This is a genomic window from Streptomyces sp. NPDC005302 (genome assembly GCF_040607345.1).
Lineage (GTDB): Bacteria > Actinomycetota > Actinomycetes > Streptomycetales > Streptomycetaceae > Streptomyces.
Genome location: NZ_JBEXGN010000015.1, coordinates 106,558 through 129,685, shown reverse-complemented (window position 1 = coordinate 129,685; position 23,128 = coordinate 106,558). Strand labels below are relative to the sequence as shown.

Sequence of the window (23,128 nt, the reverse complement as noted above, 5' to 3'; positions counted from 1 at the left end):
GTGCCGCGGACGCGGCGCAGTGCCTGACGAACAGCCGCACTGACGCTAAACGCGACATCTTTCGAACAACAAACGGATCACGGTTTTTGTAGCGCATCCCACAGCGCAGAAGGCAACCTCCGTACCAATACGGACATCTTGGGGGCGATGTCCGCGTAAAAGAGGGCCCTGGTGACTCTTCAGTCACCAGGGCCCATCTCGGTCACACGGCCCTACTCGGCCGTGACCACGCTGACTTCACCGATGCCGAGGGCCCTGACCGGCTCCTCGATCTGTGCGGCGTCGCCCACCAGGACGGTCACCAGACGGTCCGTCGGGAATGCGCTGACGGCGGCCGCGGTGGCCTCCACCGTGCCGGTGGCGGCCAGTTGCTGATAGAGCGTCGACTGGTAGTCGTCCGGCAGGTACTGCTCGACCTGGTCGGCGAGCGTGCCCGCGACGGCCGCGGCGGTCTCGAACTTGAGGGGCGCCACGCCCACCAGGTTCTGCACGGCGATGTCGCGCTCCGCGTCGGTCAGGCCCTCGGCCGCGAGCGTGCGGAGCACCTTCCACAGGTCGTCGAGCGCCGGGCCGGTGTTCGGGGTGTCCACCGAGCCGCTGATGGCGAGCATCGCGGCGCCGGTGCCGTCCGGCGCGGAACGCAGGACCTGGCCGAACGCCCGCACCCCGTACGTGTAGCCCTTCTCCTCGCGCAGGACACGGTCCAGACGCGAGGTGAGGGTGCCGCCGAGGCAGTAGGTGCCGAGCACCTGGGCCGCCCACACACGGTCGTGCCGGTCGGCGCCGACCCGCCCGATCAGCAGCTGCGTCTGGACGGCGCCGGGGCGGTCCACGATGATCACGCGGCCCGTGTCGTCGGCGTGCACCGGCGGTACCGGGCGCGGCTCGGCGGTCGAGCCGGTCCAGGAACCGAGGGTGTCACCGAGCAGCGCGTCCACGTCCACGTCGGTGAGGTCGCCGACCACCACGGCGGTGGCCGTCGCGGGACGAACGTACTTCTCGTAGAAGGACCGTACGGCCGCGGAGTCGATCTTCTGGACGGTCTCCTCGGTGCCCTGGCGGGGTCGCGACATGCGCGCCGTCGCCGGGAACAGCTGCCGGGAGAGCTCCTTGGCCGCGCGGCGGGCCGGGTTGGCCGTCTCGTGCGGGATCTCGTCGAGCCGGTTGCGCACCAGGCGCTCGATCTCGCTGTCCGCGAAGGCCGGTGCGCGCAGGGCGTCGGCGAGCAGGCCGAGGCCCTTGGGCAGACGCGAGACGGGCACTTCGAGGGACAGCCGGACACCGGGGTGGTCGGCGTGTGCGTCGAGCGTGGCACCGCAGCGCTCCAGCTCGGCGGCGAAGTCCTCGGCCGAGTGCTTGTCGGTGCCCTCGGAGAAGGCGCGCGCCATGATCGTGGCGAGGCCGTCCAGGCCCGCGGGCTCGGCCTCCAGCGGCGCGGCGAGGATCACCTCGACGGCGACGACCTGCTGGCCGGGACGGTGGCAGCGCAGGACGGTCAGGCCGTTGTCCAGGGTGCCGCGCTCGGGGGCGGGGAACGCCCACGGCTTCGGCTGTCCCGCCTGCGGCTGCGGATGGAAGTCCATGGTGGCGAGCTCGGTCACTTCGCCGCCTCCTCGTCGGTGTCGTCAGCGGCGTCGGTGGCTTCGGGGGCGGTGGGCTCGTAGACGAGCACGGCGCGGTTGTCGGGCCGCAGGCGGGCCTTGGCGACCTCCTGGACCTCCTCTGCGGTGACCTCCAGGACGCGCTGTACGGCGGTCAGAGCGAGCTGCGGGTCACCGAACAGGACGGCGTACCGGCACAGTTCGTCCGCCCGGCCCGCGACCGTACCGAGGCGGTCCAGCCACTCGCGCTCCAACTGGGCCTGCGCGCGCTCCATCTCCTCGGCCGTGGGACCCTCCTCGGCGAACCGGGCGAGCTCCTCGTCGACGGCGGCCTCGATGACCGGGACCTCGACGTCACCGGACGTCTTCACGTCCAGCCACCCCAGGGAGGGCGCTCCGGCGAGCCGCAGCAGGCCGAAGCCGGCGGCGACGGCGGTGCGGTCACGGCGTACGAGCCGGTTGTAGAGCCGGGAGGACTCGCCGCCGCCGAGGACGGTGAGGGCCAGGTCGGCCGCGTCGCACGCGCGCGTGCCGTCCTCCGGGAGGCGGTAGGCCGCCATCAGGGCGCGCGCCGGGACCTCTTCCTCGACGACCTCGCGCAGTTGCTCCCCGATGGTCTCGGGCAGCGAGCCGTCACGCGGGGCGGGCTTGCCGTCGTGCCCGAGGACGGAGCCGAAGTACTTCTCGACCCAGGCGAGCGTCTGCTCCGGGTCGATGTCGCCGACGACCGACAGAACCGCGTTGTTGGGCGCGTAGTACGTGCGGAAGAACGCGCGGGCGTCCTCCAGGGTCGCCGCGTCCAGGTCCGCCATCGACCCGATCGGGGTGTGGTGGTACGGATGACCCTCGGGGTACGCGAGCGAGGTCAGCTTCTCGAACGCGGTGCCGTAGGGAACGTTGTCGTAGCGCTGGCGGCGCTCGTTCTTCACGACGTCGCGCTGGTTCTCCATGGACTCGTCGTCCAGCGCGGCGAGCAGCGAGCCCATGCGGTCCGCCTCCAGCCAGAGCGCGAGCTCCAGCTGATGGGTGGGCATGGTCTCGAAGTAGTTGGTGCGCTCGAAACTCGTCGTGCCGTTGAGCGAGCCGCCGGCGCCCTGGACGAGTTCGAAGTGCCCGTTGCCGTGGACCTGCTTGGAGCCCTGGAACATCAGGTGCTCGAAGAGGTGGGCGAGCCCGGTCCGGCCCTTGACCTCGTGGCGCGAGCCGACGTCGTACCAGAGGCACACCGCCGCGACCGGGGTCAGATGGTCCTCGGAGAGCACCACACGCAGGCCGTTGGCCAGCCGGTGCTCGGTCGCTGTCAGGCCGCCGGAGCCTGCCTCAGCTGTGGCCGTGTGACCCATGGGCATGTACGTCCCTTCGCTCGCGGAACTGCGTCATTCCTGTCGGTCCTGCCACTGTATGCAAGCGCGCGGACGCCTGGCGAAGTTCCCGCACCTCGTACGCCGAGAGCGAGAACCGCGAGCGCCCCCCGCACGCCCCCGAGAAACATCCGGACACCGGAGCGGACGGGTGCGGCAGAGGTCCGGCAGGCGGCACGAACGCGCCCCCTGGAACGGTCGTCACGGGGGCCTCGGGGCGCTCCGGAAGGCCGCTACGGACGGGTCGCGGTCGGCGTTGTCAGCGGGGCGGTCCACAATGGTCCGCGTCAGAACCCGCTCATGCCCCGGCAGAGACTGTGAAGGAGCCGCAGCAGCGATGGCCCGCCGCAGCACGAAGACCCCGCCGCCCGACGACTCGTACGAGGAGAAGATCCTCGACATCGACGTCGTGGACGAGATGCAGGGCTCCTTCCTCGAATACGCGTACTCGGTCATCTACTCGCGCGCCCTGCCGGACGCCCGCGACGGCCTCAAGCCGGTACACCGTCGCATCGTGTACCAGATGAACGAGATGGGCCTGCGCCCCGACCGCGGCTACGTGAAGTGTGCCCGCGTCGTCGGCGAGGTCATGGGTAAGCTCCACCCGCACGGAGACGCGTCGATCTACGACGCCCTGGTGCGACTCGCGCAGCCCTTCTCGATGCGCCTGCCGCTGGTCGACGGCCACGGCAACTTCGGTTCGCTCGGCAACGACGACCCGCCGGCCGCGATGCGGTACACCGAAGCCCGGATGGCCGACGCGACGTCCCTGATGACCGAGTCCATCGACGAGGACACGGTCGACTTCACCCCGAACTACGACGGCCAGGAGAAGGAACCGGTGGCCCTTCCGGCCGCCTTCCCCAACCTGCTGGTCAACGGCTCGTCGGGGATCGCCGTCGGTATGGCCACCAACATGCCGCCGCACAACCTCAGCGAGGTCATCGCGGCCGCCCGGCACCTCATCCGGTACCCGGGTGCCGACCTCGAGACCCTGATGAAGCACGTCCCGGGCCCCGACCTGCCCACCGGCGGCCGGATCGTCGGCCTCTCCGGGATCAGGGACGCGTACGAGACGGGACGCGGCACCTTCAAGATCCGCGCCACGGTCTCGGTGGAGGACGTCACGGCCCGCCGCAAGGGCCTCGTCGTCACCGAACTGCCCTTCACCGTCGGCCCGGAGAAGGTGATCGCCAAGATCAAGGACCTGGTCGGCGCGAAGAAGCTCCAGGGCATCGCCGACGTGAAGGACCTCACCGACCGTGCGCACGGTCTGCGTCTGGTCATCGAGATCAAGAACGGCTTCGTGCCGGAGGCGGTCCTCGAGCAGCTCTACAAGCTGACGCCGATGGAGGAGTCCTTCGGTATCAACAACGTGGCCCTGGTGGACGGCCAGCCGCTCACCCTCGGCCTCAAGGAGCTGCTGGAGGTCTACCTGGACCACCGGTTCACCGTCGTACGCCGCCGCAGCGAGTTCCGGCGCGGCAAGAAGCGCGACCGCCTGCACCTGGTGCAGGGCCTCCTCGTCGCCCTCCTCGACATCGACGAGGTCATCCGCCTCATCCGCTCCAGCGACAACTCGGCTCAGGCCAAGGAGCGCCTGATCGAGCACTTCTCCCTCTCCGAGATCCAGACGCAGTACATCCTGGACACGCCGCTGCGCCGCCTCACCCGGTTCGACCGCATCGAGCTGGAGTCGGAGCGCGACCGCCTGATGGGCGAGATCGACGAGCTGACCGGGATCCTGGAGTCGGACACCGAGCTGCGCAAGATGGTCTCGGGCGAACTGGCCGCGGTGGCAAAGAAGTTCGGCACCGACCGGCGCACGGTGCTCCTGGAGTCCGCCGGTTCGCCGGCCCCGACCGTCTCGCTCCAGGTCGCCGACGACCCCTGCCGGGTGCTGCTGTCCTCGACGGGCCTGCTGGCCCGCACGGCGACCGGCGACCCCTTCGAGCAGGACCCGGACGGCAAGCGCACCAAGCACGACGTGATCGTCTCGGTGGCGCCGGCGACGGCACGCGGCGAGATCGGCGTCGTCACGTCCCTGGGCCGCCTCCTGCGCCTGAACGTGATCGACCTCCCACGGCTGCCGGAGACGGCGTCGGCGCCCAACCTCTCCGGAGGCGCTCCGGTCTCGGAGTTCCTGTCGACCCTGGAGCCGAACGAGACGGTGATCTGCCTGACCACGCTCGACGAGTCGTCGCCCGGCCTGGCGATCGGCACGGAGCAGGGTGTCGTCAAGCGTGTGGTGCCCGACTACCCCTCGAACAAGGAGGAGTTGGAGGTCATCACCCTCAAGGACGGGGACCGGATCGTCGGCGCCGTCGAGCTGCGCACCGGCGAGGAGGACCTGGTCTTCATCGCGGACGACGCCCAGTTGCTGCGCTACCAGGCCTCACAGGTCCGCCCGCAGGGGCGTGCCGCGGGCGGCATGGCGGGCATCAAGCTGACCGACGGCGCGAAGGTGATCTCCTTCACGGCCGTCGACCCGGCGGTGGACGCGGTGGTGTTCACGGTCGCCGGCTCGCGAGGGACGCTGGACGACTCCGTCCAGACCACGGCCAAGCTGACCCCGCTGGACCAGTACCCGCGCAAGGGACGCGCGACAGGTGGCGTGCGCTGCCAGCGTTTCCTGAAGGGCGAGGACTGCCTGTCCGTGGCCTGGGCGGGCCCGACCCCGGGACGCGCGGCGCAGAAGAACGGCACACCCGTCGACCTGCCGGAGATCGACCCGCGCCGTGACGGCTCGGGCATCTCCCTGGGGCGGACGGTGTCGGTGGTGGCGGGCTCGGTGTAGCCGGTCAGCCCTCGGAGTCCGGCTCCCGCACGTAGCGCAGGACGCCCCACATGCTGTGTTCGTCGGCGTGTGGGGCGTCTTCCTTGCACGCCTCCAGCTCCTTGGTGAGAGCCGTCGTGTCGATGCCGGACCCGATGAGAACGAGCTGGGTCAGCCGCAGGTCCGCGGCGGCCCAGGGCTCGGGAGAGAACCGCAGGAACCGCCCGACGGCGTGCACGGCGTACCGGTTGCGGGTTTCCTGCACGCCGAAGTCCACGTACCCCTTGATCCGGTAGAGCCCCTCGGGCCTGCTGTCGAGGAAGGCCATCAGCCGCCGGGGGTCCATCGGCACGTCGGAGGTGAAGGCGAGGGACGTGTAGGCGGTGTGCAGATGACCCGCGTGCGGGCCCTCCCGGCGCCCCTCCCCCACCTGCCCGCCGTCGTCCTCCCGGTCGTGGAGGTCGTCGAAGGACAACTGGCCGATACGCTCCTCGCTCGGCCTGCAGTCGAAGAGGAACTCGGGGTCCACGCGGCCGTAGGTGGCCGCGACGACCGCCGCCGGGTCGGTCAGGTCACGGACGACACGCAGCACCCGCTCCCCGTCCTCGGCCCGGTCGGTCTTGTTCACGACGACGAGATCGGCGAGGGCGAGGTGCCGGTCGATCTCGGGATGCTTCTCGCGCGTACCGTCGAACTCGGCTGCGTCGACGACCTCGACGAGTCCTCCGTAGACGATCCCCGGATGCTCGCTGGCCAGCACCATGCGGACGAGTTCCTGCGGCTCCGCGAGCCCGCTCGCCTCGATGACGATGACGTCGATCCGGGCGGAGGGTTGAGCGAGCCGATCAAGATATTGATCAAGTTCGCTGACGTCGACGGCGCAGCACAGACACCCGTTGCCGAGCGAGACGGTGGAGTCGCCGAGTGCTCCGGCCACCGCCATCGCGTCGATCTCGATCGCCCCGAAGTCGTTGACGACGGCTCCGATACGGCTGCCGCCACTGTGGTGCAGGAGGTGGTTGAGCAGCGTGGTCTTGCCGGAGCCCAGGAAGCCTGCGAGGACGATGACCGGGATCTGCCGCGGGCTCGACTGACTCAACGTGCGCCTCTCTGAGACCTGCGCGCGCACCGGCTCACGGGACCGGCGCTCGCGCGGGGAACGAATACCGACCCAGCATACGAGCGGGAGGAGACGCCCCTGTCTGAACGATTGTCCGCGGCGCTCGCGGGGCACACGTTGGGCATGGCGCCTGGAAACGCGACCCGCACGTCCCTCCGTGCGCCTCCTCTCCGCCTCCCTGCCGATCAGAGCCGCTCGGCGAAACTGGGGGGCGGCAAGCGCGCCGCCCACCGCTCGCCGGTCCGCTCCCTGTCGCCCCACAACCGACGACCGGCGGACGGTCGCCTGATTCGGGGGTTGACATGGCCACACAGAGTTCCGCGATTCGGAGGTTCGGCTCGGCCGCCCGGGCCGGGATCGGCGTCGCGGCCCACGCCGTGAGGGAACGCGGCTCGCGGCACCGCAGGCGAGCCGTGCTCACCGAGCAGCACCGCCTCCATTTCGACCTGTTGTGCAAGGCCATGGACGATCCCGCCCTCGCCGCCGTCCTCAACACGTACGAGACCGAGATCGGACCCGAGAAGCAACGCCAGTACCTCTTCGCGAACGCGCTCTACATCAACGCCCTGTACTTCCACCGGATCGGGGCGCTGAATCGAGCGGAGCTTCGCGGTCACTTCCGCATCATCTGCCAGAACCCGATCTTCAGGGAGTACTGGGCGGCTACCGAGCACCACCGCAAGAGCCTGCCCGATGCTTCCGACGAGGCCCGGCTGGGCCAGCTGATGGACACCCTGATCCAGGATCAGGCGGATGCCGATGCCGACGAATGGTGGGTGATCGGAGAGCCGGATGACGAGTAACCCTGCTGACCGGCGCGGGTCACACACTCCGGTCAACTCGCCGCCCGCGACGTTCACCCGGCCGGTTGATGTTTCACGTTTCACGCACCAGAAGCAACAGAAATCAACTAGGTTACCGCTGCCCAGATCTTTGAGCACTCCGGACGAACACCCCTGCGCTCGGAGACGTATGCCTCCGACGAACACCCCCGCTCGGAGACGCTTACCCCCGACGTACATCTCCGCTCGGAGTTCGTCGCGCTCCGAGGAACCTTCGCTCGGCCGACACCTCAGACAGTCGTTCCCGAACTAAGGTTGGTACCACCCCGTGAGAATCGTGCGACGTGTCGGGGCCAGTCCACGCGAGCGCGGAAGCGCTTCTGGCCAGTCCTGCCCCGACATCTTCGAGCTCGCCGACGGTAGTTTCGCTGTCATTGGACGCGAGGCTACGCAGGAACTCGACCCCGAGCTCCCCTCAGACGCCGCACGAGCCGATTACGAGCGGATCGTGATCATTACCCGCGAAACCCTGCTGCGCGCCAAAAAAGACATCCCGGACGCCTGACTTCGCAGCAGAGTTCGCCCGCGGGGCGGCGGAGGCCCCAGTCCCACGGCAGTCGACACGCAGCAACCGCCGCTTTGCACCCGCTTCACCAGATGGACCTCTTCGCCGACATCCGGCGAAACAGAGGCCCGGCATCCTCAAGAGGCCGGGCCTTTCACATGCGCCCATCGCGGCCCGGGCCTCCGAATCCGAAGCCCGCCAGAACCCTCGCACGAAGTAGGGCCGAAGGCCTCAGGCCGGCATAGGCACCGCCACCGGCGGAACAGGCCCCACATAACGCGCCGCCGGGCGGATGATCTTCGAGTCCTCCGCCTGTTCCAGGATGTTCGCGCTCCAGCCGACGACGCGGGCGGCCGCGAACGTGGGAGTGAACATCTCCCGGGGCAGCCCGCAGAGTTCCATGACCACACCGGCGTAGAACTCCACGTTGGTGTGCAGTTCGCGGCCCGGCTTCAGTTCGGCGAGGATCCCCTCGACGCGGTGCTCCACTTCGACGGCGAAGTCGACGAGCGGGCCGCCGAACTCCTCCGCGATACCTCGGAGCATCCGCGAACGCGGGTCCTCCGTGCGGTAGACGGGATGCCCGAACCCCATGATGCGGTCGCCGGCGAGGACACGCTCACGGATCCAGCCGTCGATGCGGTCGGGGGCCCCGATCGCGTCGAGCGTGTCCAGCGCACGACTGGGAGCACCCCCGTGCAGCGGCCCGGACAGCGCTCCGACCGCACCTACGAGGCAGGCCGCCACGTCCGCGCCCGTCGACGCGATCACTCGAGCCGTGAACGTTGATGCATTGAATCCGTGATCAATGGTTGAGATCAGGTATTGCTCAACCGCACGGGCCCGGTGCACATCCGGCTCCGAACCCGTGAGCATGTACAGGTAGTTGGCCGCGTAGCCCAGGTCCTCGCGTGGTTCCACCGGCTCCAGTCCCTGCCCGATCCGGTACAGCGCGGTGAGCAGGGTCGGCACGGCGGCCGCCGCCGCGAGGCCGTCGTCCCGACGCCGCTCCGCGTCGATGTCGTAGACCGGGCGGAACCCGAGCGAGGCGCCGAGCAGCGACAACGCGGTACGCAGTCCCGCGAGCGGCCCGGAGAGGCCGGTCGCCGCGGCAATGGCCGGCAGTGCGCCGCGCACGTCCTCCGGCAGCCCGCGCAGCGCCGCGGTCCGCTCCATGAAGCCGGCACGCTGCGTCGCGTCGGGCAGTTCACCGTGTGCCAGCAGGTGCCAGACATCCTCGAAGCCGCGGGTCTGCGCGAGTTCGACGGCCGAGTACTGGCGGTAGTGGTAGAAGCCCTCCAGCCCTCTGACGTCACCCAGTTCGGTGTCGGTGACGACGACGCCCGCGAGCCCTCGCGGCACGTCGACAGAGGTGGACTCGGTGCGGTTGATCGGCATGTTTCCTCCCTGGACTTGATTCGACTGTCCATGCTTGACTCTATTGCTGTCAATATTGATCCAATCAATATACGGATCCACGGATACGGTGGCGCCCATGAGGGATCGAGAAGCGGCAACGCCAGGGCACGAGGGCCGACGACTCAGCACCAAGGAGACGGCCGAGCTGCTCGGCGTGAAGCCGGAAACCGTCTACGCCTACGTGAGCCGGGGACAACTGGGCAGCCGGCGCGAGCCGGGAGGGCGCGGGAGCACCTTCGACGCCAAGGAGGTGGAGGCGCTCGGTCGGCGCAACAGGCGTGAAGGCAGCGGCAGTTCGGGAAGTTCAGGCGAGCTGTCCGTTCGTACGCGCATCACTCTGATCGACAAGGACCGGTACTACTTCCGTGGCGTCGACGCGACGGAGCTGGCGGCACACCACTCCTACGAGGAGATCGCCGAATGGCTCTGGACCGGCGAGCTGCGCCCGGGTGTCACGTTCACGGCCCCGGAAGCGTCGGTGACCGCCGCTCGGCACAGCGTCGACGCGTTGCCCGAGCACAGCGGTCCGACCGACCGCCTGCGCGTCGCCGCGATCGCCGCGGCGGCTGCCGACCCGCTCCGCTTCGACCTCTCGGAGAACGCCGTACTCGGCACCGGCCGAACCCTCATCCCCACCCTCGTCGCCGCACTGCCCCCCGTCCGGCGTGACCACCGCGACGAGGGCCCGCTGGCACGTCGGCTGTGGGCGAGGCTCACCGGGCGAGCGCCCGACGACCCGTCACTGCGCGTCCTGGACACGGCACTCGGGCTGCTCGTGGACCACGACCTGGCCGCGTCGACCCTGGCGGTCCGGGTCGCGGCGTCGGCCCGCGCGCACCCCTACGCGGCCGTGTCCGCGGGACTGGGGGTCCTCGAAGGGCCGCTGCACGGAGCGGCCAGTGGCCTCGCGCACCGACTGCTCCTCGACGTGCTGGACCACGGGACCGCGGCCCCCGTGGTCGCGGACGAACTGCGCGCCGGGCGCCGCGTCCCCGGACTGGGTCACCGGCTCTACACGGGCGAGGATCCCCGCGCGCGTGCCTTGTTCGCCCTCCTGGAGGACGTACCCGGCGCGGCGCCCGCCGTGGCGGCGGCGCACGACGTCGTGGCCACCACCGCCCGGCACGCACCCCTGCACGCCAATGTCGACCTCGCGCTGGCCGCCTTCACCGTCTCGTCCGGCATGCCGGCCTCCGCCGGAGAGACGATCTTCGCCGTCGCCCGGACGGCGGGCTGGATCGCGCACACCCTGGAGGAGTATGCGGAGCGCCCGCTGAGGATGCGCCCGAGCGGGCACTACGTGGGCGAACGTCCACCGCAGCCCCTTCCCAGCAGCCGCCAGGGCCCCACCCGCAGCACTTGAGGCAGGCACCGCCGGGGCCCTGGCCCGGCGTCCGCCCTGCCCTCACCCGACGATCACGCCACCGCCCGGGGATCGCCGCACGAGCAGGCCACGGGAAGCCACTCCGCCTGAAGTCAGGTTAGGCTCACCTCTGTGAGTACGTGCACCAGCGCGTCGCGGCATCTCGACGAGCCCATGGCGGGGACCGCGGCCACCGCGAGGACATGGCTGCTGATCGAGCAGCCCGGGCCCTGGGGCGCCAAGGCGCTCACTTCGAGCCACCTGGACCCCACGCTCGGCCGGGCCCTCGAGGCCGCCACTCAGGGCACGGGCGTGCGGATCGCGCTCATCCGCCGCCCCGGGCGCCACGCGGACTGCGGCACACCCGCCGAACGGCACATCTACGCGGCCCACACCGCGCCGGGAAACCCATGGCTGCACGGCGCCATGGCCCGCGATCCCGAGTTGCTTCTCGGCCTCGACTTCGCCGCGCTCGGGCAGGGCGACCCGCAGTCCTTCGACGAGACCCTGCGCGCGCGACCCCACACGGAGGAACCGCTCGCCCTCGTCTGCACCAACGGAAAGCGCGACCGCTGCTGTGCCCTGCTCGGCCGGCCCCTCGCGGCGGAACTGGCCGCCTCCGGGGTGAACGGCACTTGGGAGGTCACCCATCTGGGCGGTCATCGCTTCTCCCCCACCGTGCTCGTGCTGCCGAACGGATACGCGTACGGCCGTACCGAAGCCCATGCCGTCAAGGAGATCCTCCAGGGCGTCCGGGAGGGCCGGGTCGTCACCGAGGGCTGTCGTGGGAACTCCGCCTGGGAGCGGCCCGGCCAAGCGGCCGAGCTGGCCGTACGGACCGAGACGGGTGAGCACGCCGCCGGCGCTCTGACCGTGGTCCGCACCGACGGAACCGCTCCGCGCTGGGAGGTCACCGTGGCCCACGCCGACGGTCGACTGTGGAGGGTTGTCGTCGCCCAGGGCACCTCGCTGCCGGCCCGCCCGGAGAGCTGCGGCTCGGCACTGGGTTCCCCCGCTCGGATGGACGTGGTGGCAGTGCGGCAGCTGGAGGAGACAGTCGTCGGCGTGGCCTGCTGATCGCCCGAACCCACGCCCGTCAATCATTGATCAGCTGACGAGCACCAGCAGTCCGTCACTCGTTGATCAATCCCGTCTCTCGTTGATCTCCGAGCGGGCGCCGGTTCCGTGTTGATCAAGAGATCCATGCCACAACCCCTTCGGTGGGCCGCGCCTGCCCCCGTACGGTCATATCCATGAGCCCCACTCCCCCCGCACGACGACTGCGACTCGGTATGCCGCGGCGGGTGTTCTCGCAGGTCCTGCTGATGCAGATCGCGATCGCGGCGGGAGTCGCCGTTCTCGCCACCGGACTGTTCCTGGCCCCGCTCAGCGCCCAGCTCGACGACCAGGCCATGCAGCGCGCCCTCGCGATCGCGCAGACGACAGCTGTGCAGCCGCAGATCGCCGAGGACCTTCTGAGGACGAACCCTTCGACGACCGGGCCCGTACAGGCCGAGGCCGAGCGGATACGGAAGGCAAGCGACGCCGAGTACGTCGTCGTGATGGACACGCAGGGCATCCGGTGGTCGCACACCGACCCGAAGGAGATCGGCGGGAAGGTCTCGACGGACCCGCGAAAGGCCCTGGAGGGCCGCGACGTCATGGAGATCGACACCGGAACACTGGGCCGCTCCGCGCGCGGCAAGGTCCCGTTGCGCGACGCCGACGACAAGATCATCGGCGCGGTTTCGGTCGGTATCCGGTACGACAGCGTCCGGGCGCGGTTGATCGACGCGATCCCGGGGCTCTTCGCATACGCGGGTGGAGCCCTGGCCGTCGGCGCGCTGGCCGCGTATCTGATCTCCCGCAGGGTCCAGCGGCAGACCCGTGATCTGGCGTTCTCCGACATCTCGGCGCTGCTGGCGGAGCGCGAGGCGATGCTGCACGGCATCCGGGAGGGCGTGGTCGCGCTGGACCGAAGCGGCCGCGTGCGCCTCCTGAACGACGAGGCGCAGCGTCTGCTGGGGGTCGGGGCCGAGGCCATCGGGCAGTCACTGGACGACGCGCTCGGGGCCGGCCGTACGACCGACGTACTCGCCGGGCGGGTGACCGGCACCGATCTGCTCACCGTCCGCGGCCAGCGCGTGCTGGTCGCCAACCGGATGCCCACCGACGACGGCGGTGCGGTCGCCACGTTGCGCGACCGTACCGAGCTGGAGCAGCTGGGCCGCGAACTGGACTCCACCCACGGCCTCATCGACGCCCTGCGGGCGCAGGATCACGAGCACGCCAACCGCATGCACACGCTTCTGGGGCTGCTCGAACTGGAGATGTACGACGACGCCGTGGAGTTCGTCGGAGAGGTCGTCGGCGACCACCGGGTCACCGCGGAACAGGTCACCGAGAAGATCCATGATCCGTTGCTCGCCGCCCTTCTGGTGGGCAAGGCGACGGTGGCTGCCGAGCGCGGCGTGGCGTTGTGGATCTCGGACCGGACGATGCTGCCGGACCGGCTGGTCGACCCGCGCGGGCTGGTCACCGTCGTGGGGAACCTCGTCGACAACGCGCTGGACGCCGTGGCGGGCACGCCCCACGCACGCGTGGAGGTCGAGCTGCGGTCGGTGGAACGCACCGCCGTGCTGCGGGTCCAGGACACCGGACCCGGCATCCCCGCGGAGCGACGGGAGTTGATCTTCACCGACGGTTGGAGCACGAAGAAGCCCCCGGCCCACGGCAAGCGCGGAATCGGTCTCTCCCTGGTGCGCCGGCTCGCCGAGCGGCAGGGCGGCAGCGCGGAGGTGGCCGACGCGGAGGGCGGGGGTGCCGAGTTCACCGTCGTCCTGCCCGAGGCGCTCGCGGAGGCGCCGGCGGAGACGCTCGAGGACGTGGCGGCGAACGTCCATCCCGCGCGCGCGGCAGTCGAGAGCGCAGGAGAGGCGCGGGAAACCGGCGCCGAGGAGGAGTCGCGATGATCGAGGTCCTGGTCGTGGACGACGACAGACGGGTCGCCCGGGTGAATGCCGCCTATGTGGCGAAGGTGCCGGGTTTCCACGTCGCCGGAGAGGCGCACAGCGCCGCTGAGGCACTGGGACTGGTGGAGGAGCTGCCCCATCTGGACCTGGTCCTCATGGACCACTACCTCCCCGACGAGACCGGACTCGCGGTCGTTCGAGAAATGCGCCGGCGCGGCCATCAGACCGACGTGATCATGGTGACCGCGGCCCGTGACATCTCCACCGTCCAGGCGGCCATGCGCCAGGGGGCGCTCCAGTACCTGGTCAAGCCGTTCGCCTTCGCCGGACTGCGCACCAAGCTGGAGGCGTACGCGGAGCTGAGGCGGACTCTGGACGGTGGCGGCGAGGCCGAACAGGCCCAGGTGGACCGGATCTTCGGCACCCTCTCGGCGAGCGCCGAGCCGGCTCTACCCAAGGGGCACTCTCCCCCGACGGCCGGGCTGGTGCGGCGCGCCCTGATCGACGCCGAGGGCCCGCTGTCGGCGCAGGAGGTCGCCGAGGAGACCGGACTGAGCCGGCAGACCGCCCAGCGCTATCTGAAGCTGCTGGAGCGCACCGGGAGGGCCAACCTGACGCTCAAGTACGGCGATGCGGGCCGCCCGGAGCATCGCTATGTCTGGGCGACCCGCGTCTGAGACTACGGCGGTGTCGGGCGGCGTGCGCCCGCGGGATCAGTTGGCGGCCTTGTCCACGAACTCCGTCGTGTACGTCTTGCTCAGGTCCACATCGGTGTTCTGGATGTTGGGGTTGAACGCCTTGAGGACCTTCTCGACGGTCTCGGGACCGTTCTTGGGCATCACGCCGTCCTTGGTGAACATCGGGAGCGTGCTCTGAATGGCCTCGGCGTACAGCTTCTTGTCACCCTGGGAGTAGTCCGCGGGCATCTTGGCGGCGATGTCGGACGCGCTGTGCGTGGACATCCACTGAAGCGTCTTCACGAAGGCGTTGGCCAGCTTCTGGACCGTCTCCTTGTGACCGTTCGCCCAGTCCGTCTGCATGTAGAGGCTGGACGAGGGGTAGGGCCCGCCGAGCGCCGCCTGCGAGCCCTCGGGCGTCCGCATGTCGACGAGCACCTTGCCGAGCTTCTTCGCCATGACGGTGGCGACGGTGGGGTCGGTCGTCATACCGCCGTCGATGGCGCCCTGCTGGAGAGCCGAGACGAACGTGGGTCCGGCGCCCACGGCGACCGGCGTGAACTCGCTGACCTTCACGCCGTTCTTCACCGCGAGGTACTTCGTGAGGAAGTCGGTCGAGGACCCGAGCCCCGTCACTCCGAGCTTCGTGCCCTTGAAGTCCTTGGGCGAAGTGATGTCACCCGCACGCTTGCTGGAGACGATCTCCACCTCACCGGGTGCGTGCGAGAACTGCACGACGGACTCGACCGCCTTGCCCTTGGTCTGCAGGTCGAGCGTGTGGTCGTAGAAGCCGACGGCCGCCTGCACCTGTCCGGACACGAGGGCGGTCTCGGCCTGGACACCGGCCGGCTCACTGAGGAGCTGGACGTCGAGACCCTCGTCCTGGAAGTAGCCGAGCCGCTGCGTGAGCATCGCGGGCATGTAGATGACCTTGTCGAGGCCGCCGACCATGATCTTGACGTGCTCCCCCTTACCGCCTCCACCGTCGCCGCCGGAGTCGGCCGTCGAACTGGCCGCGTCGTTGGCGCAGGCGGTGAGCGAGGTGAGAGCGAGCAGTCCGGCGGCTGCCAACGCGGAGTACCGGGCGGTGATACGCATGCGGTTCACGTCCTTGTGAAGAGATCAGAAGCAGTACGGGTGCAGGTCACGGGCCGTGCGGGCCCGCGGCGGGTCAGCGGTCGGAATCCGACGGCTTCCAGCGGAAGATGCGGCGCTCGGCGAAGGTCAGCAGTCCCTCGGCGAGGAGGGCGACGACGGCGAGGATGACCATCGCGGCGTACACACCGGCCGCGTTGAAGGTCCCCTGCGACTGCGCGACGAGCAGGCCGATGCCCTTGGTCGCGCCGATGTACTCGCCGACGATCGCGCCGATGAGGGCGAAGCCGAAACTGACGTGGAGGCTGGTGAAGATCCACGACGTGGCGGACGGGATGACGACCTGGAGTGTCACGCGCCGGTCGCTCGCGCCGAGGATCCGGGCGTTGGCGACCAGGTTGCGGTCGACCTCACGCGCGCCCTGGAAGGCGTTGAAGAACACCGGGAAGAAGACCAGCACGACGGCCGAGGCGATCTTGGAAGCGGGCCCGAGTCCGAACCAGATGACGAAGATGGGAGCGAGGACGATCCTCGGTATGGAGTTGAGCACCTTGATGTATGGACCAAGTACGTCTGCGAGCAAGGTGATCCGCCCCAGCGCGATGCCGAACACCACACCCGCCACAACGCCGATGATCCAGCCGAGCAGCGCTTCGTAGAGCGTGTACCAGATCTGCTCGCCGAGGGAACCGAGCGCGGTCCCGTGGGTCATCCAGGTATAGGTCTGGTCCCAGATCTTCGAGGGCATCGAGAAGTTGAACGGGTCGATGACCTTGGCTCGCGAGAGCACCTCCCACAGACCGAGGACGGCGATCAGGAGCACGACGCGGGCGGCATTCACCATGATCTTGCGCTTGCGCGCGGCACGGACACGGGACTGCTCGCGGCCCGGCGCCTTCACCGTGTCGACGACCGGAGTGCTGAGAAGTTCAGGCGACATCGGCGGCACCCCTCTCGCGGGTGATGCGGACCTCTTCGCCGAGGGACTCCCAGATCTCGCGGTAGATCTCGATGAACCGTGGTTCGAGACGCACCGATTCGACCTTGCGCGGTCGCGGCAGGTCGATGTCGAAGACCTGCTTCACAGTGGCGGGCCCCGCGGTCATCACGACGACCTTGTCGGCGAGCGCGATGGACTCCTCCAGGTCGTGGGTGACGAAGACGACCGAGGCACCGGTGCCCTCCCACAGTTCGAGGAGTTCGTCGGACATCAGCGCCCGGGTCTGCACGTCGAGCGCCGAGAACGGCTCGTCCATGAGCAGGATCTCGGGGTCGTTGACGAAAGTCGCCGCGAGAGCGACGCGCTTGCGCTGACCGCCGGAGAGCTGGTGAGGGTAGCGGTCCTCGAACGCCGTCAGACCGACCCGGGAGAGCCACTCACGGGCCCGCTCCTTGGCCTCGGCCTTGGGCACGCCCCGGAATCGGGGTCCCGCCATCACATTGGACAGGACCGTGCGCCAGGGGAAGGTGGCGTCCTGCTGGAAGACGAAACCGACCTTGTTCCCGACGCCGGCGACGGGCTCCCCGGTGACCAGGACCTCGCCCTCGGTGGGCTCCTCCAGACCGCTCACCAGGGTCAGCGTGGTGGACTTTCCACAGCCGGTGGGGCCGACGACGGCGACGAACTCGCCGCGTCCGACGGTCAGGTCGAGTTCCCGCACGGCGGTGTGCAGACCCCCCGACGGGGTCTTGAAGATCTTGCTCGCGCCCCGCAGCTCGATGGCGGGGCTGGTGTCTGCGCTCATGAGCCGGGACCGTAGATGTGGCGCGGGCCACAGCATCAGTCTTCTGGGCGCAAGGGCTACTTCTGCTGGCAAGGGACTGTTGTGCTCGTTTTGCTCGCGCTACAACAGCGGAGCCGAAACACGGGCTTAACGCTCGCCAGGCCTTGAGAGAAAGAGGCCCGATGATTGACGTCCTGGTCGTCGACGACGACTTCCGCGTCGCCGAGATCAACGCGCGCTATGTGGGGAAGGTTCCCGGATTCCGGGTGACCGCCCGCGCACACAGCGCTGCCCAGGCCCTGGCCGCCATCGAGCGCGCGCCGGTCGACCTGGTGCTGCTCGACCACTACCTGCCGGACCTGACAGGCCTGGAACTCGTCCACCGGATGCGCGAACAAGGTCACGGCACCGACGTCATCATGATCACCGCGGCCAGCGACGTGACGACCGTCCGGGCCGCGATGCGTCTGGGCGCCGTCCACTACCTGGTCAAGCCGTTCACCTTCACCGCACTGCGCACCCGCCTCGACTCGTACGCCGCCCTGCGCCGCACGGTCGACCGGGTGGGTGGCCGAAGCGTGACCGGTCAGGAGCAGGTCGACCGAATGTTCGGCGCCCTGCGTGCCGCTCCCGCACCGTCCTCGCCAGGGCTGCCCAGCGGCCAATCCGAGCCGACCACGGACCTCATCTGCGGCGTACTGCACCGCGCGCACCAGCCGCTGTCGGCCCACGAGGTGGCCGCCGAGACGGGCCTCAGCCGGTCCACCGCCCAGCGCTACCTGCGCCACCTGGAACAGGCCGGCCGCCTGCGTCTCTCTCTCAAGTACGGCGACACGGGCCGCCCGGAACACCGCTACGCCTGGGTGTCTCCCTAGCCCGACGTGAGCGCAGGTCCCTCGGCCGAGCCGCGGAGACGCAGGGCCGTCCAACCTGCCCGGGATCACTCCCCGAGCAGCCCAGGCCACTGCGCGGCGACCAGATCGGATCGACCTGCCTCAGACGGCCCCGGCGCCGGTGAGCGCGCGGACCTCGATCTCGGCGTGCTTGGCCTCGTCCGGCGGTTCGTGCGAGGTGACCGTGCCGAGCCAGCCCGCGACGAAGCCGAGGGGAATCGAGACGAGCCCGGGGTTCTCCAGCGGGAAGTACTGGAAGTCCACACCGGGGAAGAGCGATCCGGGACTCCCGGACACCACCGGAGACAACAGCACGAGCAGCAGCGAGGGCACGAGTCCGCCGTATACGGCCCACACGGCCCCGCGGGTCGTGAAGTTGCGCCAGAACAGGGAGTACAGCAGCACGGGCAGGTTCGCGGACGCGGCGACCGCGAACGCGAGGCCCACCAGGAAGGCCACGTTCAGATCGCGGGCCAGAAGCCCCAGGGCGATGGCGACCACGCCGATCCCGACCGACGCCGCACGCGCCACGGCGACCTCGCTGCGCGGCTTCGCGTGCCGTCGGCGCATCGAGGCGTACAGGTCGTGTGCCACTGCCGCCGAGGACGCGAGGGTGATCCCGGCGACGACCGCGAGAATGGTGGCGAAGGCGATGGCGGCGACGACCGCGAACAGAACCGTTCCACCCGTGGAGTTGACTCCGCCGCCGAGGTCGAGGGCCAGCAGCGGAACGGCGGTGTTGCCTGCCGCGTTCGATCCGCGGACCGCCTCAGGACCGACGATCGCCGCCGCGCCGAAGCCCAGCACGATGGTCATCAGGTAGAAGCCGCCGATGAGTCCGATGGACCACACCACCGAGCGTCGGGCCGCCCGTGCCGTCGGGACGGTGTAGAAGCGCGACAGGATGTGCGGCAGTCCGGCGGTCCCGAGAACCAGCGCGAGCCCGAGACTCATGAAGTCGAAGCGCGCCGTCCAGTCCCCGCCGTACCTCAGCCCGGGTACGAGGAAGGCTTTGCCGTGCCCGCTGCGCGCCGCGGCGGACAGCAGCAGCTCGTTGAAGTCCCCGTGGAAGCGCACCAGGACGAGGACGGTGAGGGTGACGGACCCGCCCAACAGCAGAACCGCCTTGACGATCTGGATCCACGTGGTCGCCCGCATCCCTCCCATCGACACATAGATCACCATGAGCGCGCCGACCCCGATGACCGTCCAGTTCCGCGCCGCCTCGCTCGTGCCTCCGAGCAGCAGCGAGACCAGGCTGCCCGCGCCCACCATCTGCGCCACCAGATAGAGAACGGACACCGTCACGGAGGACGTTCCCGCCGCGATCCGCACCGGCCGCTCGCTCATGCGGGCCGCGACGACATCGGCGAGCGTGAACCGACCGCAGTTCCGCACCAGTTCGGCGACCAGGAACAGCACGACCAGCCAGGCCACCAGGAAGCCCACGACGTACAGCAGGCCGTCGTAGCCGTAGAGGGCGATGAGCCCGGTGACGCCGAGGAACGACGCGGCCGACATGTAGTCCCCGGAGATGGCAAAACCATTCTCCATCGGCGAGAACAACCGCCCGCCGGCGTAGAACTCCTCCGCCGAACCATGCCGGTTGCGGCTCACCCACGTCGTGATGGCCAACGTCACCGCGACGAACGCACTGAACAGCAGCAGCGCCAGGGTCTGATGGTTCCCGCTCACCGGTCTCCACCTCTGACATTGCGCGTCAGCTCCTGGGTGTCCCAGCGCAGGTCCAGCGCGGCCCGGTCCCTGCGCAACCGGGCGTGCCGTGCGTACGCCCAGGCCAGCACGAACGTCGTGAGGAACTGTCCGAGCCCCGCGACCAGCGCCACGTTCACCGCACCGGCCACCGGCCGTGCCATGAACCCGGGCGCCGTCGTCGCGGTCACCACATAGCCCACGTACCAGGGGAAGAAGACGGCGATGGCCGGGATCACGAACCTGCGGTAGCGGCTGCGCACTTCCTGGAAGGCAGCACTTCGCTGCACCTCCAGATAGACGTCGGCGGCCCCGCCCGTCCGTCCTTCCTGCTCCGAGCGGGCGGGCGGCACGGCCGGAGCGGGTGCCCCCGTGCCGTCCAACTCACCCCAACCGGAAGCCAGCGCGTCGTACCAGGGGTCGTCGAACCGGACCTCCCCGGTGTCGCCGCCGTCGTGCTTCTCCACCGAACTCTCCTTGTCCGCGACCCGTTTCGGCCGCGTACCCAAGGATGGGCAGATCGGGAAGATCCCGGACTCTTCTCCCCGCGCTCTTCACCCCATCAGGTGACTCAGCCCGCCGGTGGCCGTACGAGACCCTTCCCATAGGCGTAACGGACCGCCTGAGCACGGTCCTTGAGTCCCGTCTTGGCGAAGAGGTTGTTGATGTGGGTCTTCACCGTCGCCGTGGACACATGGAGTGCCCGGGCGATCTCCTGGTTGCTGAGCCCGTCGGCGATCAGCAGGAGCACCTCGGTCTCGCGCGACGTGAGCCCGTCCGGCGCCACCGGCGGGGGCCCCGGCTCCGGTTGCGGATCCGACAGGCGCTCCAGCAGTCTTCGCTGCACGCTCGGCGACAGGCCAGCGTCCCCGGAGAGCACGCTCTCCACGGCCCGCACGATCTCGTCTCCCCCGGCGTCCTTGGTGAGATAGCCGCGGGCTCCCGCTCTCAGCGCGGGGAACAGCGACTCGTCGTCGGCGTACGTCGTCAGGACCACCACCTGCGTTCCGGGGTACTCGGAACGGATGCGCCGGGTCGCCTCGACTCCGTCGCAGCGGGGCATCCGCAGGTCCATCAGCACGACGTCCGGAGCGAGGCCGGCCACCAGCTCCACCGCTTCGTTCCCGTCACCGGCCGCGCCGACGACCTCGATCCCGGGCAGTAGGCCGAGCAACATCACGATGCCCTCACGCACGACCGTCTGATCGTCCGCCACGACGACTCGGGCCGGCCTCCCGGCTTCCTCCCGCTCGGTCATACGGGCACCCTCAACGTCACCACGAACCCCTCCTCGCCCGGCCCGGCATCCAGCGAGCCGCCCAGCAGCTCGGCACGCTCCCGCATGCCCAGCAGACCGTACCCGGCTCCCGAACCGCTGAGCTCGCCCGGCTTTCCTCCCGAGTCCCGCACATCCAGGGTCACTTCGTGCTCTCCGTAATCAAGCCGGATGTGGACCTTGGCGCCTGGAGCATGCTTGCGTACGTTCGTCAGCGCTTCCTGAGCGACTCTGCGCACCGCCTGCGACGCCTCCGCCGGCAGCAGCTGACGTTCGCCCGTCACGGTGACGTCGGCTCGTTCATTGGTGATCACGAGTTCGCCCAGAAAGTCCTCCACCGGAGACATCTCACCCCGTAGCGCGGAGAGCGCCTGCCGGGTCTCCGCGAGCCCCTCCCGGGCCATGCCTCTGGCCGCTACCACCCGTTCGAGAACCGTCTTCTGGTCCGCGCCCCTCTCGATGAGCAGCCGCGCCGCCTCGAGGTGCACCAACTGCGCGGACAGGCTGTGGGCGAGCACGTCGTGGATCTCCCGGGCGATCCGGGCACGCTCCGCGAGCGCCGCCGACTCCGCCTCGGCCACCCGTGCCGCACGCTCCTGAGCCAGCAGCCGCTGCGCGCTCCCTCGCGCCTCGGCGTCAAGGCGGAGAACGTACCCGGCGAGGGCCAGGCCGGCCGTGGTGGCCGCAGTGGTCAGCCAGGCGTCGTTGTTGACCGCCGCGAACGCGGACAGAGCCACCGCCGTGGCGGGCAGCGCGTACGCGAGGGGCAACCGTTCGATGGCACTGATGGCACAGCCGCACAGCAGGACGAGAGACGGAACGCGGAATCCGACCCCCTGTCCCGACGTCGCGATCGTCAGCAGAGCAGCGAGCAGCCCCAGGGAGGGCAGCAGCCGGTTCTCGAGCGTGGTCTGCCAGAAGGCCCAGGCGAGGAACCCGCACGCCACGATGCCGACGGCGCCTCCGGCGAGGGCCCATCCGCTCAGCTCGGTGTTCGTGAGGGTCGTGGCGATGAGGATGCCGAGGGCGATGGAGCGCGTGACGCGGCCGAGTACGCGGCGGGCCGTGTGCACGCCCTCTCGGGAGAGCGCCTCCCGGGAGGGCCATCGTGTCCACGCGTTGTCGGTCACACGCGCTCCTTTTGCCGGGCCTGAGCCACTCCGTCACCGTACGCCGGGGCCTGTCCGTACGCCGGGGCCTGTCCGTACGCCGTCGGCTGTAGGGACTGCGCCCGCCACTTCATCACTCCGGCACGAACCAGCAGGGTGGCCGCCAGTCCGAGCATCAGGGCGGCGGAGTCCTGGTGCACGCCCAGCAGCGTGCCGAGGCCGAAGAGTCCGCCGCGCAGGCATATCCCCCCGATCCAGATGGCACCGCTCGCCTTGGTGCTCCTGCTCCACAGAGCGCCGTCCGGCTCGGTCCATATCCGGGTCGTCCACGCCCATCCCGCTCCGATCGCCAGCCCGATCACCAGCTCGGTGCCCAGCAGAACGGATGCCTCGACCTGGTGATGCGGGTCGACCAGGCTGGGTTCGCGCAGGGCAATGAAGGCGAGAACGGCGGGCACGAGCCACCAACGCCTGTCCGTGTCGATCCGGCGGGCACGGGACTGACGCGCGATCACCAGGACGGCGACGGCGCAGATCACGACTGCGTTCATGAGCCCGGACATGCGCGGCCTCCGTGCGCGAGGAGCGAATGTCGGCGGCGGGTGCTACCGACGTCCACGACGCTACGGAAATCGCCCGCTCAACAGATCGGAGCACAGGTGGATCGCGGGTGGATCCTCCA

The 23,128-nt window shown here is 69.7% G+C and carries 20 protein-coding genes; 8 read left to right on the top strand and 12 right to left on the bottom strand.

The window, feature by feature from the left end; all coding sequences use genetic code 11:
* Nucleotides 1–212 precede the first annotated feature (212 nt).
* On the bottom strand, nt 213–1,601 hold the full coding sequence (locus ABZT74_RS22595) for a pitrilysin family protein (RefSeq protein WP_355871344.1): 1,389 nt from the start codon (nt 1,599–1,601) through the stop codon (nt 213–215).
* Nucleotides 1,598–2,944 (bottom strand): pitrilysin family protein, encoded by a 1,347-nt coding sequence (locus ABZT74_RS22590; RefSeq protein WP_164375288.1) that lies wholly within the window; start codon nt 2,942–2,944, stop codon nt 1,598–1,600. Before ABZT74_RS22590 ends, ABZT74_RS22595 begins: the two co-directional genes overlap by 4 nt.
* A gap of 355 nt (nt 2,945–3,299) precedes the next feature.
* Here ABZT74_RS22590 and ABZT74_RS22585 point away from each other — a divergent pair, with 355 nt between their 5' ends.
* On the top strand, nt 3,300–5,759 hold the full coding sequence (locus ABZT74_RS22585) for a DNA topoisomerase IV subunit A (RefSeq protein WP_355871347.1): 2,460 nt from the start codon (nt 3,300–3,302) through the stop codon (nt 5,757–5,759).
* A 4-nt stretch (nt 5,760–5,763) separates the two neighbouring features.
* On the opposite strand, the gene ABZT74_RS22580 is transcribed toward ABZT74_RS22585, so the two are convergent.
* A complete protein-coding gene (locus ABZT74_RS22580) occupies nt 5,764–6,837 on the bottom strand; it encodes a GTP-binding protein (protein WP_356437536.1) in 1,074 nt (357 codons plus the stop codon).
* Between the two features lie 323 nt (nt 6,838–7,160).
* On the opposite strand from ABZT74_RS22580, the gene ABZT74_RS22575 reads away from it, so the two are divergent.
* The gene (locus ABZT74_RS22575; protein WP_356437534.1) at nt 7,161–7,661 is read left to right on the top strand and encodes a DUF6082 family protein; all 501 of its coding nucleotides are present in this window, start codon (nt 7,161–7,163) and stop codon (nt 7,659–7,661) included.
* Nucleotides 7,662–7,968: 307 nt separating this feature from the next.
* Complete coding sequence (locus ABZT74_RS22570) at nt 7,969–8,205, top strand: hypothetical protein (RefSeq protein ID WP_356437531.1); 237 nt, start codon at nt 7,969–7,971, stop codon at nt 8,203–8,205.
* 231 nt (nt 8,206–8,436) lie between these two features.
* Here the strand turns inward: ABZT74_RS22570 and ABZT74_RS22565 are convergent, their stop codons facing one another.
* Complete coding sequence (locus tag ABZT74_RS22565) at nt 8,437–9,603, bottom strand: citrate synthase/methylcitrate synthase (RefSeq protein ID WP_356437528.1); 1,167 nt, start codon at nt 9,601–9,603, stop codon at nt 8,437–8,439.
* 97 nt (nt 9,604–9,700) lie between these two features.
* Here ABZT74_RS22565 and ABZT74_RS22560 point away from each other — a divergent pair, with 97 nt between their 5' ends.
* The 4 genes from ABZT74_RS22560 (at nt 9,701) to ABZT74_RS22545 (ending at nt 14,636) form a co-directional block, all read left to right on the top strand.
* The gene (locus tag ABZT74_RS22560) at nt 9,701–10,987 is read left to right on the top strand and encodes a citrate synthase (RefSeq protein ID WP_356437525.1); all 1,287 of its coding nucleotides are present in this window, start codon (nt 9,701–9,703) and stop codon (nt 10,985–10,987) included.
* Between the two features lie 132 nt (nt 10,988–11,119).
* Nucleotides 11,120–12,064 (top strand): sucrase ferredoxin, encoded by a 945-nt coding sequence (locus ABZT74_RS22555; protein ID WP_356437522.1) that lies wholly within the window; start codon nt 11,120–11,122, stop codon nt 12,062–12,064.
* Between the two features lie 176 nt (nt 12,065–12,240).
* Nucleotides 12,241–13,959, top strand: a complete 1,719-nt coding sequence (locus ABZT74_RS22550) for a sensor histidine kinase (protein WP_356437518.1) — start codon at nt 12,241–12,243, stop codon at nt 13,957–13,959.
* Nucleotides 13,956–14,636 carry a response regulator gene (locus tag ABZT74_RS22545; RefSeq protein ID WP_356437516.1) on the top strand — a complete coding sequence of 227 codons (681 nt, stop codon included), beginning with the start codon at nt 13,956–13,958 and terminating at the stop codon, nt 14,634–14,636. Before ABZT74_RS22550 ends, ABZT74_RS22545 begins: the two co-directional genes overlap by 4 nt.
* Before the next feature lie 36 nt (nt 14,637–14,672).
* Here ABZT74_RS22545 and ABZT74_RS22540 read toward each other — a convergent pair whose 3' ends face one another.
* The 3 genes from ABZT74_RS22540 to ABZT74_RS22530 all read right to left on the bottom strand — a co-directional run bounded on the left by ABZT74_RS22540 (nt 14,673) and on the right by ABZT74_RS22530 (nt 17,476).
* Nucleotides 14,673–15,734, bottom strand: a complete 1,062-nt coding sequence (locus ABZT74_RS22540) for an ABC transporter substrate-binding protein (RefSeq protein WP_356437513.1) — start codon at nt 15,732–15,734, stop codon at nt 14,673–14,675.
* Nucleotides 15,735–15,807: 73 nt separating this feature from the next.
* Nucleotides 15,808–16,671 carry an ABC transporter permease gene (locus ABZT74_RS22535; RefSeq protein ID WP_355871370.1) on the bottom strand — a complete coding sequence of 288 codons (864 nt, stop codon included), beginning with the start codon at nt 16,669–16,671 and terminating at the stop codon, nt 15,808–15,810.
* Entirely contained in the window at nt 16,661–17,476 is an 816-nt protein-coding gene (locus ABZT74_RS22530; RefSeq protein WP_355871373.1) for an ABC transporter ATP-binding protein, read from the bottom strand. The genes ABZT74_RS22535 and ABZT74_RS22530 overlap by 11 nt, the downstream gene beginning before the upstream one ends.
* Before the next feature lie 161 nt (nt 17,477–17,637).
* Between ABZT74_RS22530 and ABZT74_RS22525 the strand changes: the two genes are divergently transcribed.
* A complete protein-coding gene (locus ABZT74_RS22525; protein ID WP_355871376.1) occupies nt 17,638–18,330 on the top strand; it encodes a response regulator in 693 nt (230 codons plus the stop codon).
* Nucleotides 18,331–18,450: 120 nt separating this feature from the next.
* Here ABZT74_RS22525 and ABZT74_RS22520 read toward each other — a convergent pair whose 3' ends face one another.
* The 5 genes from ABZT74_RS22520 to ABZT74_RS22500 all read right to left on the bottom strand — a co-directional run bounded on the left by ABZT74_RS22520 (nt 18,451) and on the right by ABZT74_RS22500 (nt 23,009).
* A complete protein-coding gene (locus ABZT74_RS22520; RefSeq protein ID WP_355871379.1) occupies nt 18,451–20,043 on the bottom strand; it encodes a cation acetate symporter in 1,593 nt (530 codons plus the stop codon).
* Nucleotides 20,040–20,528: a DUF485 domain-containing protein gene (locus tag ABZT74_RS22515; protein ID WP_355871382.1), complete on the bottom strand. Its 489-nt coding sequence runs from the start codon at nt 20,526–20,528 to the stop codon at nt 20,040–20,042. Before ABZT74_RS22515 ends, ABZT74_RS22520 begins: the two co-directional genes overlap by 4 nt.
* A gap of 104 nt (nt 20,529–20,632) precedes the next feature.
* Nucleotides 20,633–21,319 carry a response regulator transcription factor gene (locus ABZT74_RS22510; protein ID WP_355871385.1) on the bottom strand — a complete coding sequence of 229 codons (687 nt, stop codon included), beginning with the start codon at nt 21,317–21,319 and terminating at the stop codon, nt 20,633–20,635.
* Nucleotides 21,316–22,467: a histidine kinase gene (locus ABZT74_RS22505; protein ID WP_356437510.1), complete on the bottom strand. Its 1,152-nt coding sequence runs from the start codon at nt 22,465–22,467 to the stop codon at nt 21,316–21,318. The genes ABZT74_RS22510 and ABZT74_RS22505 overlap by 4 nt, the downstream gene beginning before the upstream one ends.
* Complete coding sequence (locus tag ABZT74_RS22500; protein ID WP_356437508.1) at nt 22,464–23,009, bottom strand: DUF1453 domain-containing protein; 546 nt, start codon at nt 23,007–23,009, stop codon at nt 22,464–22,466. The genes ABZT74_RS22505 and ABZT74_RS22500 overlap by 4 nt, the downstream gene beginning before the upstream one ends.
* Between the last annotated feature and the right edge of the window lie 119 nt (nt 23,010–23,128).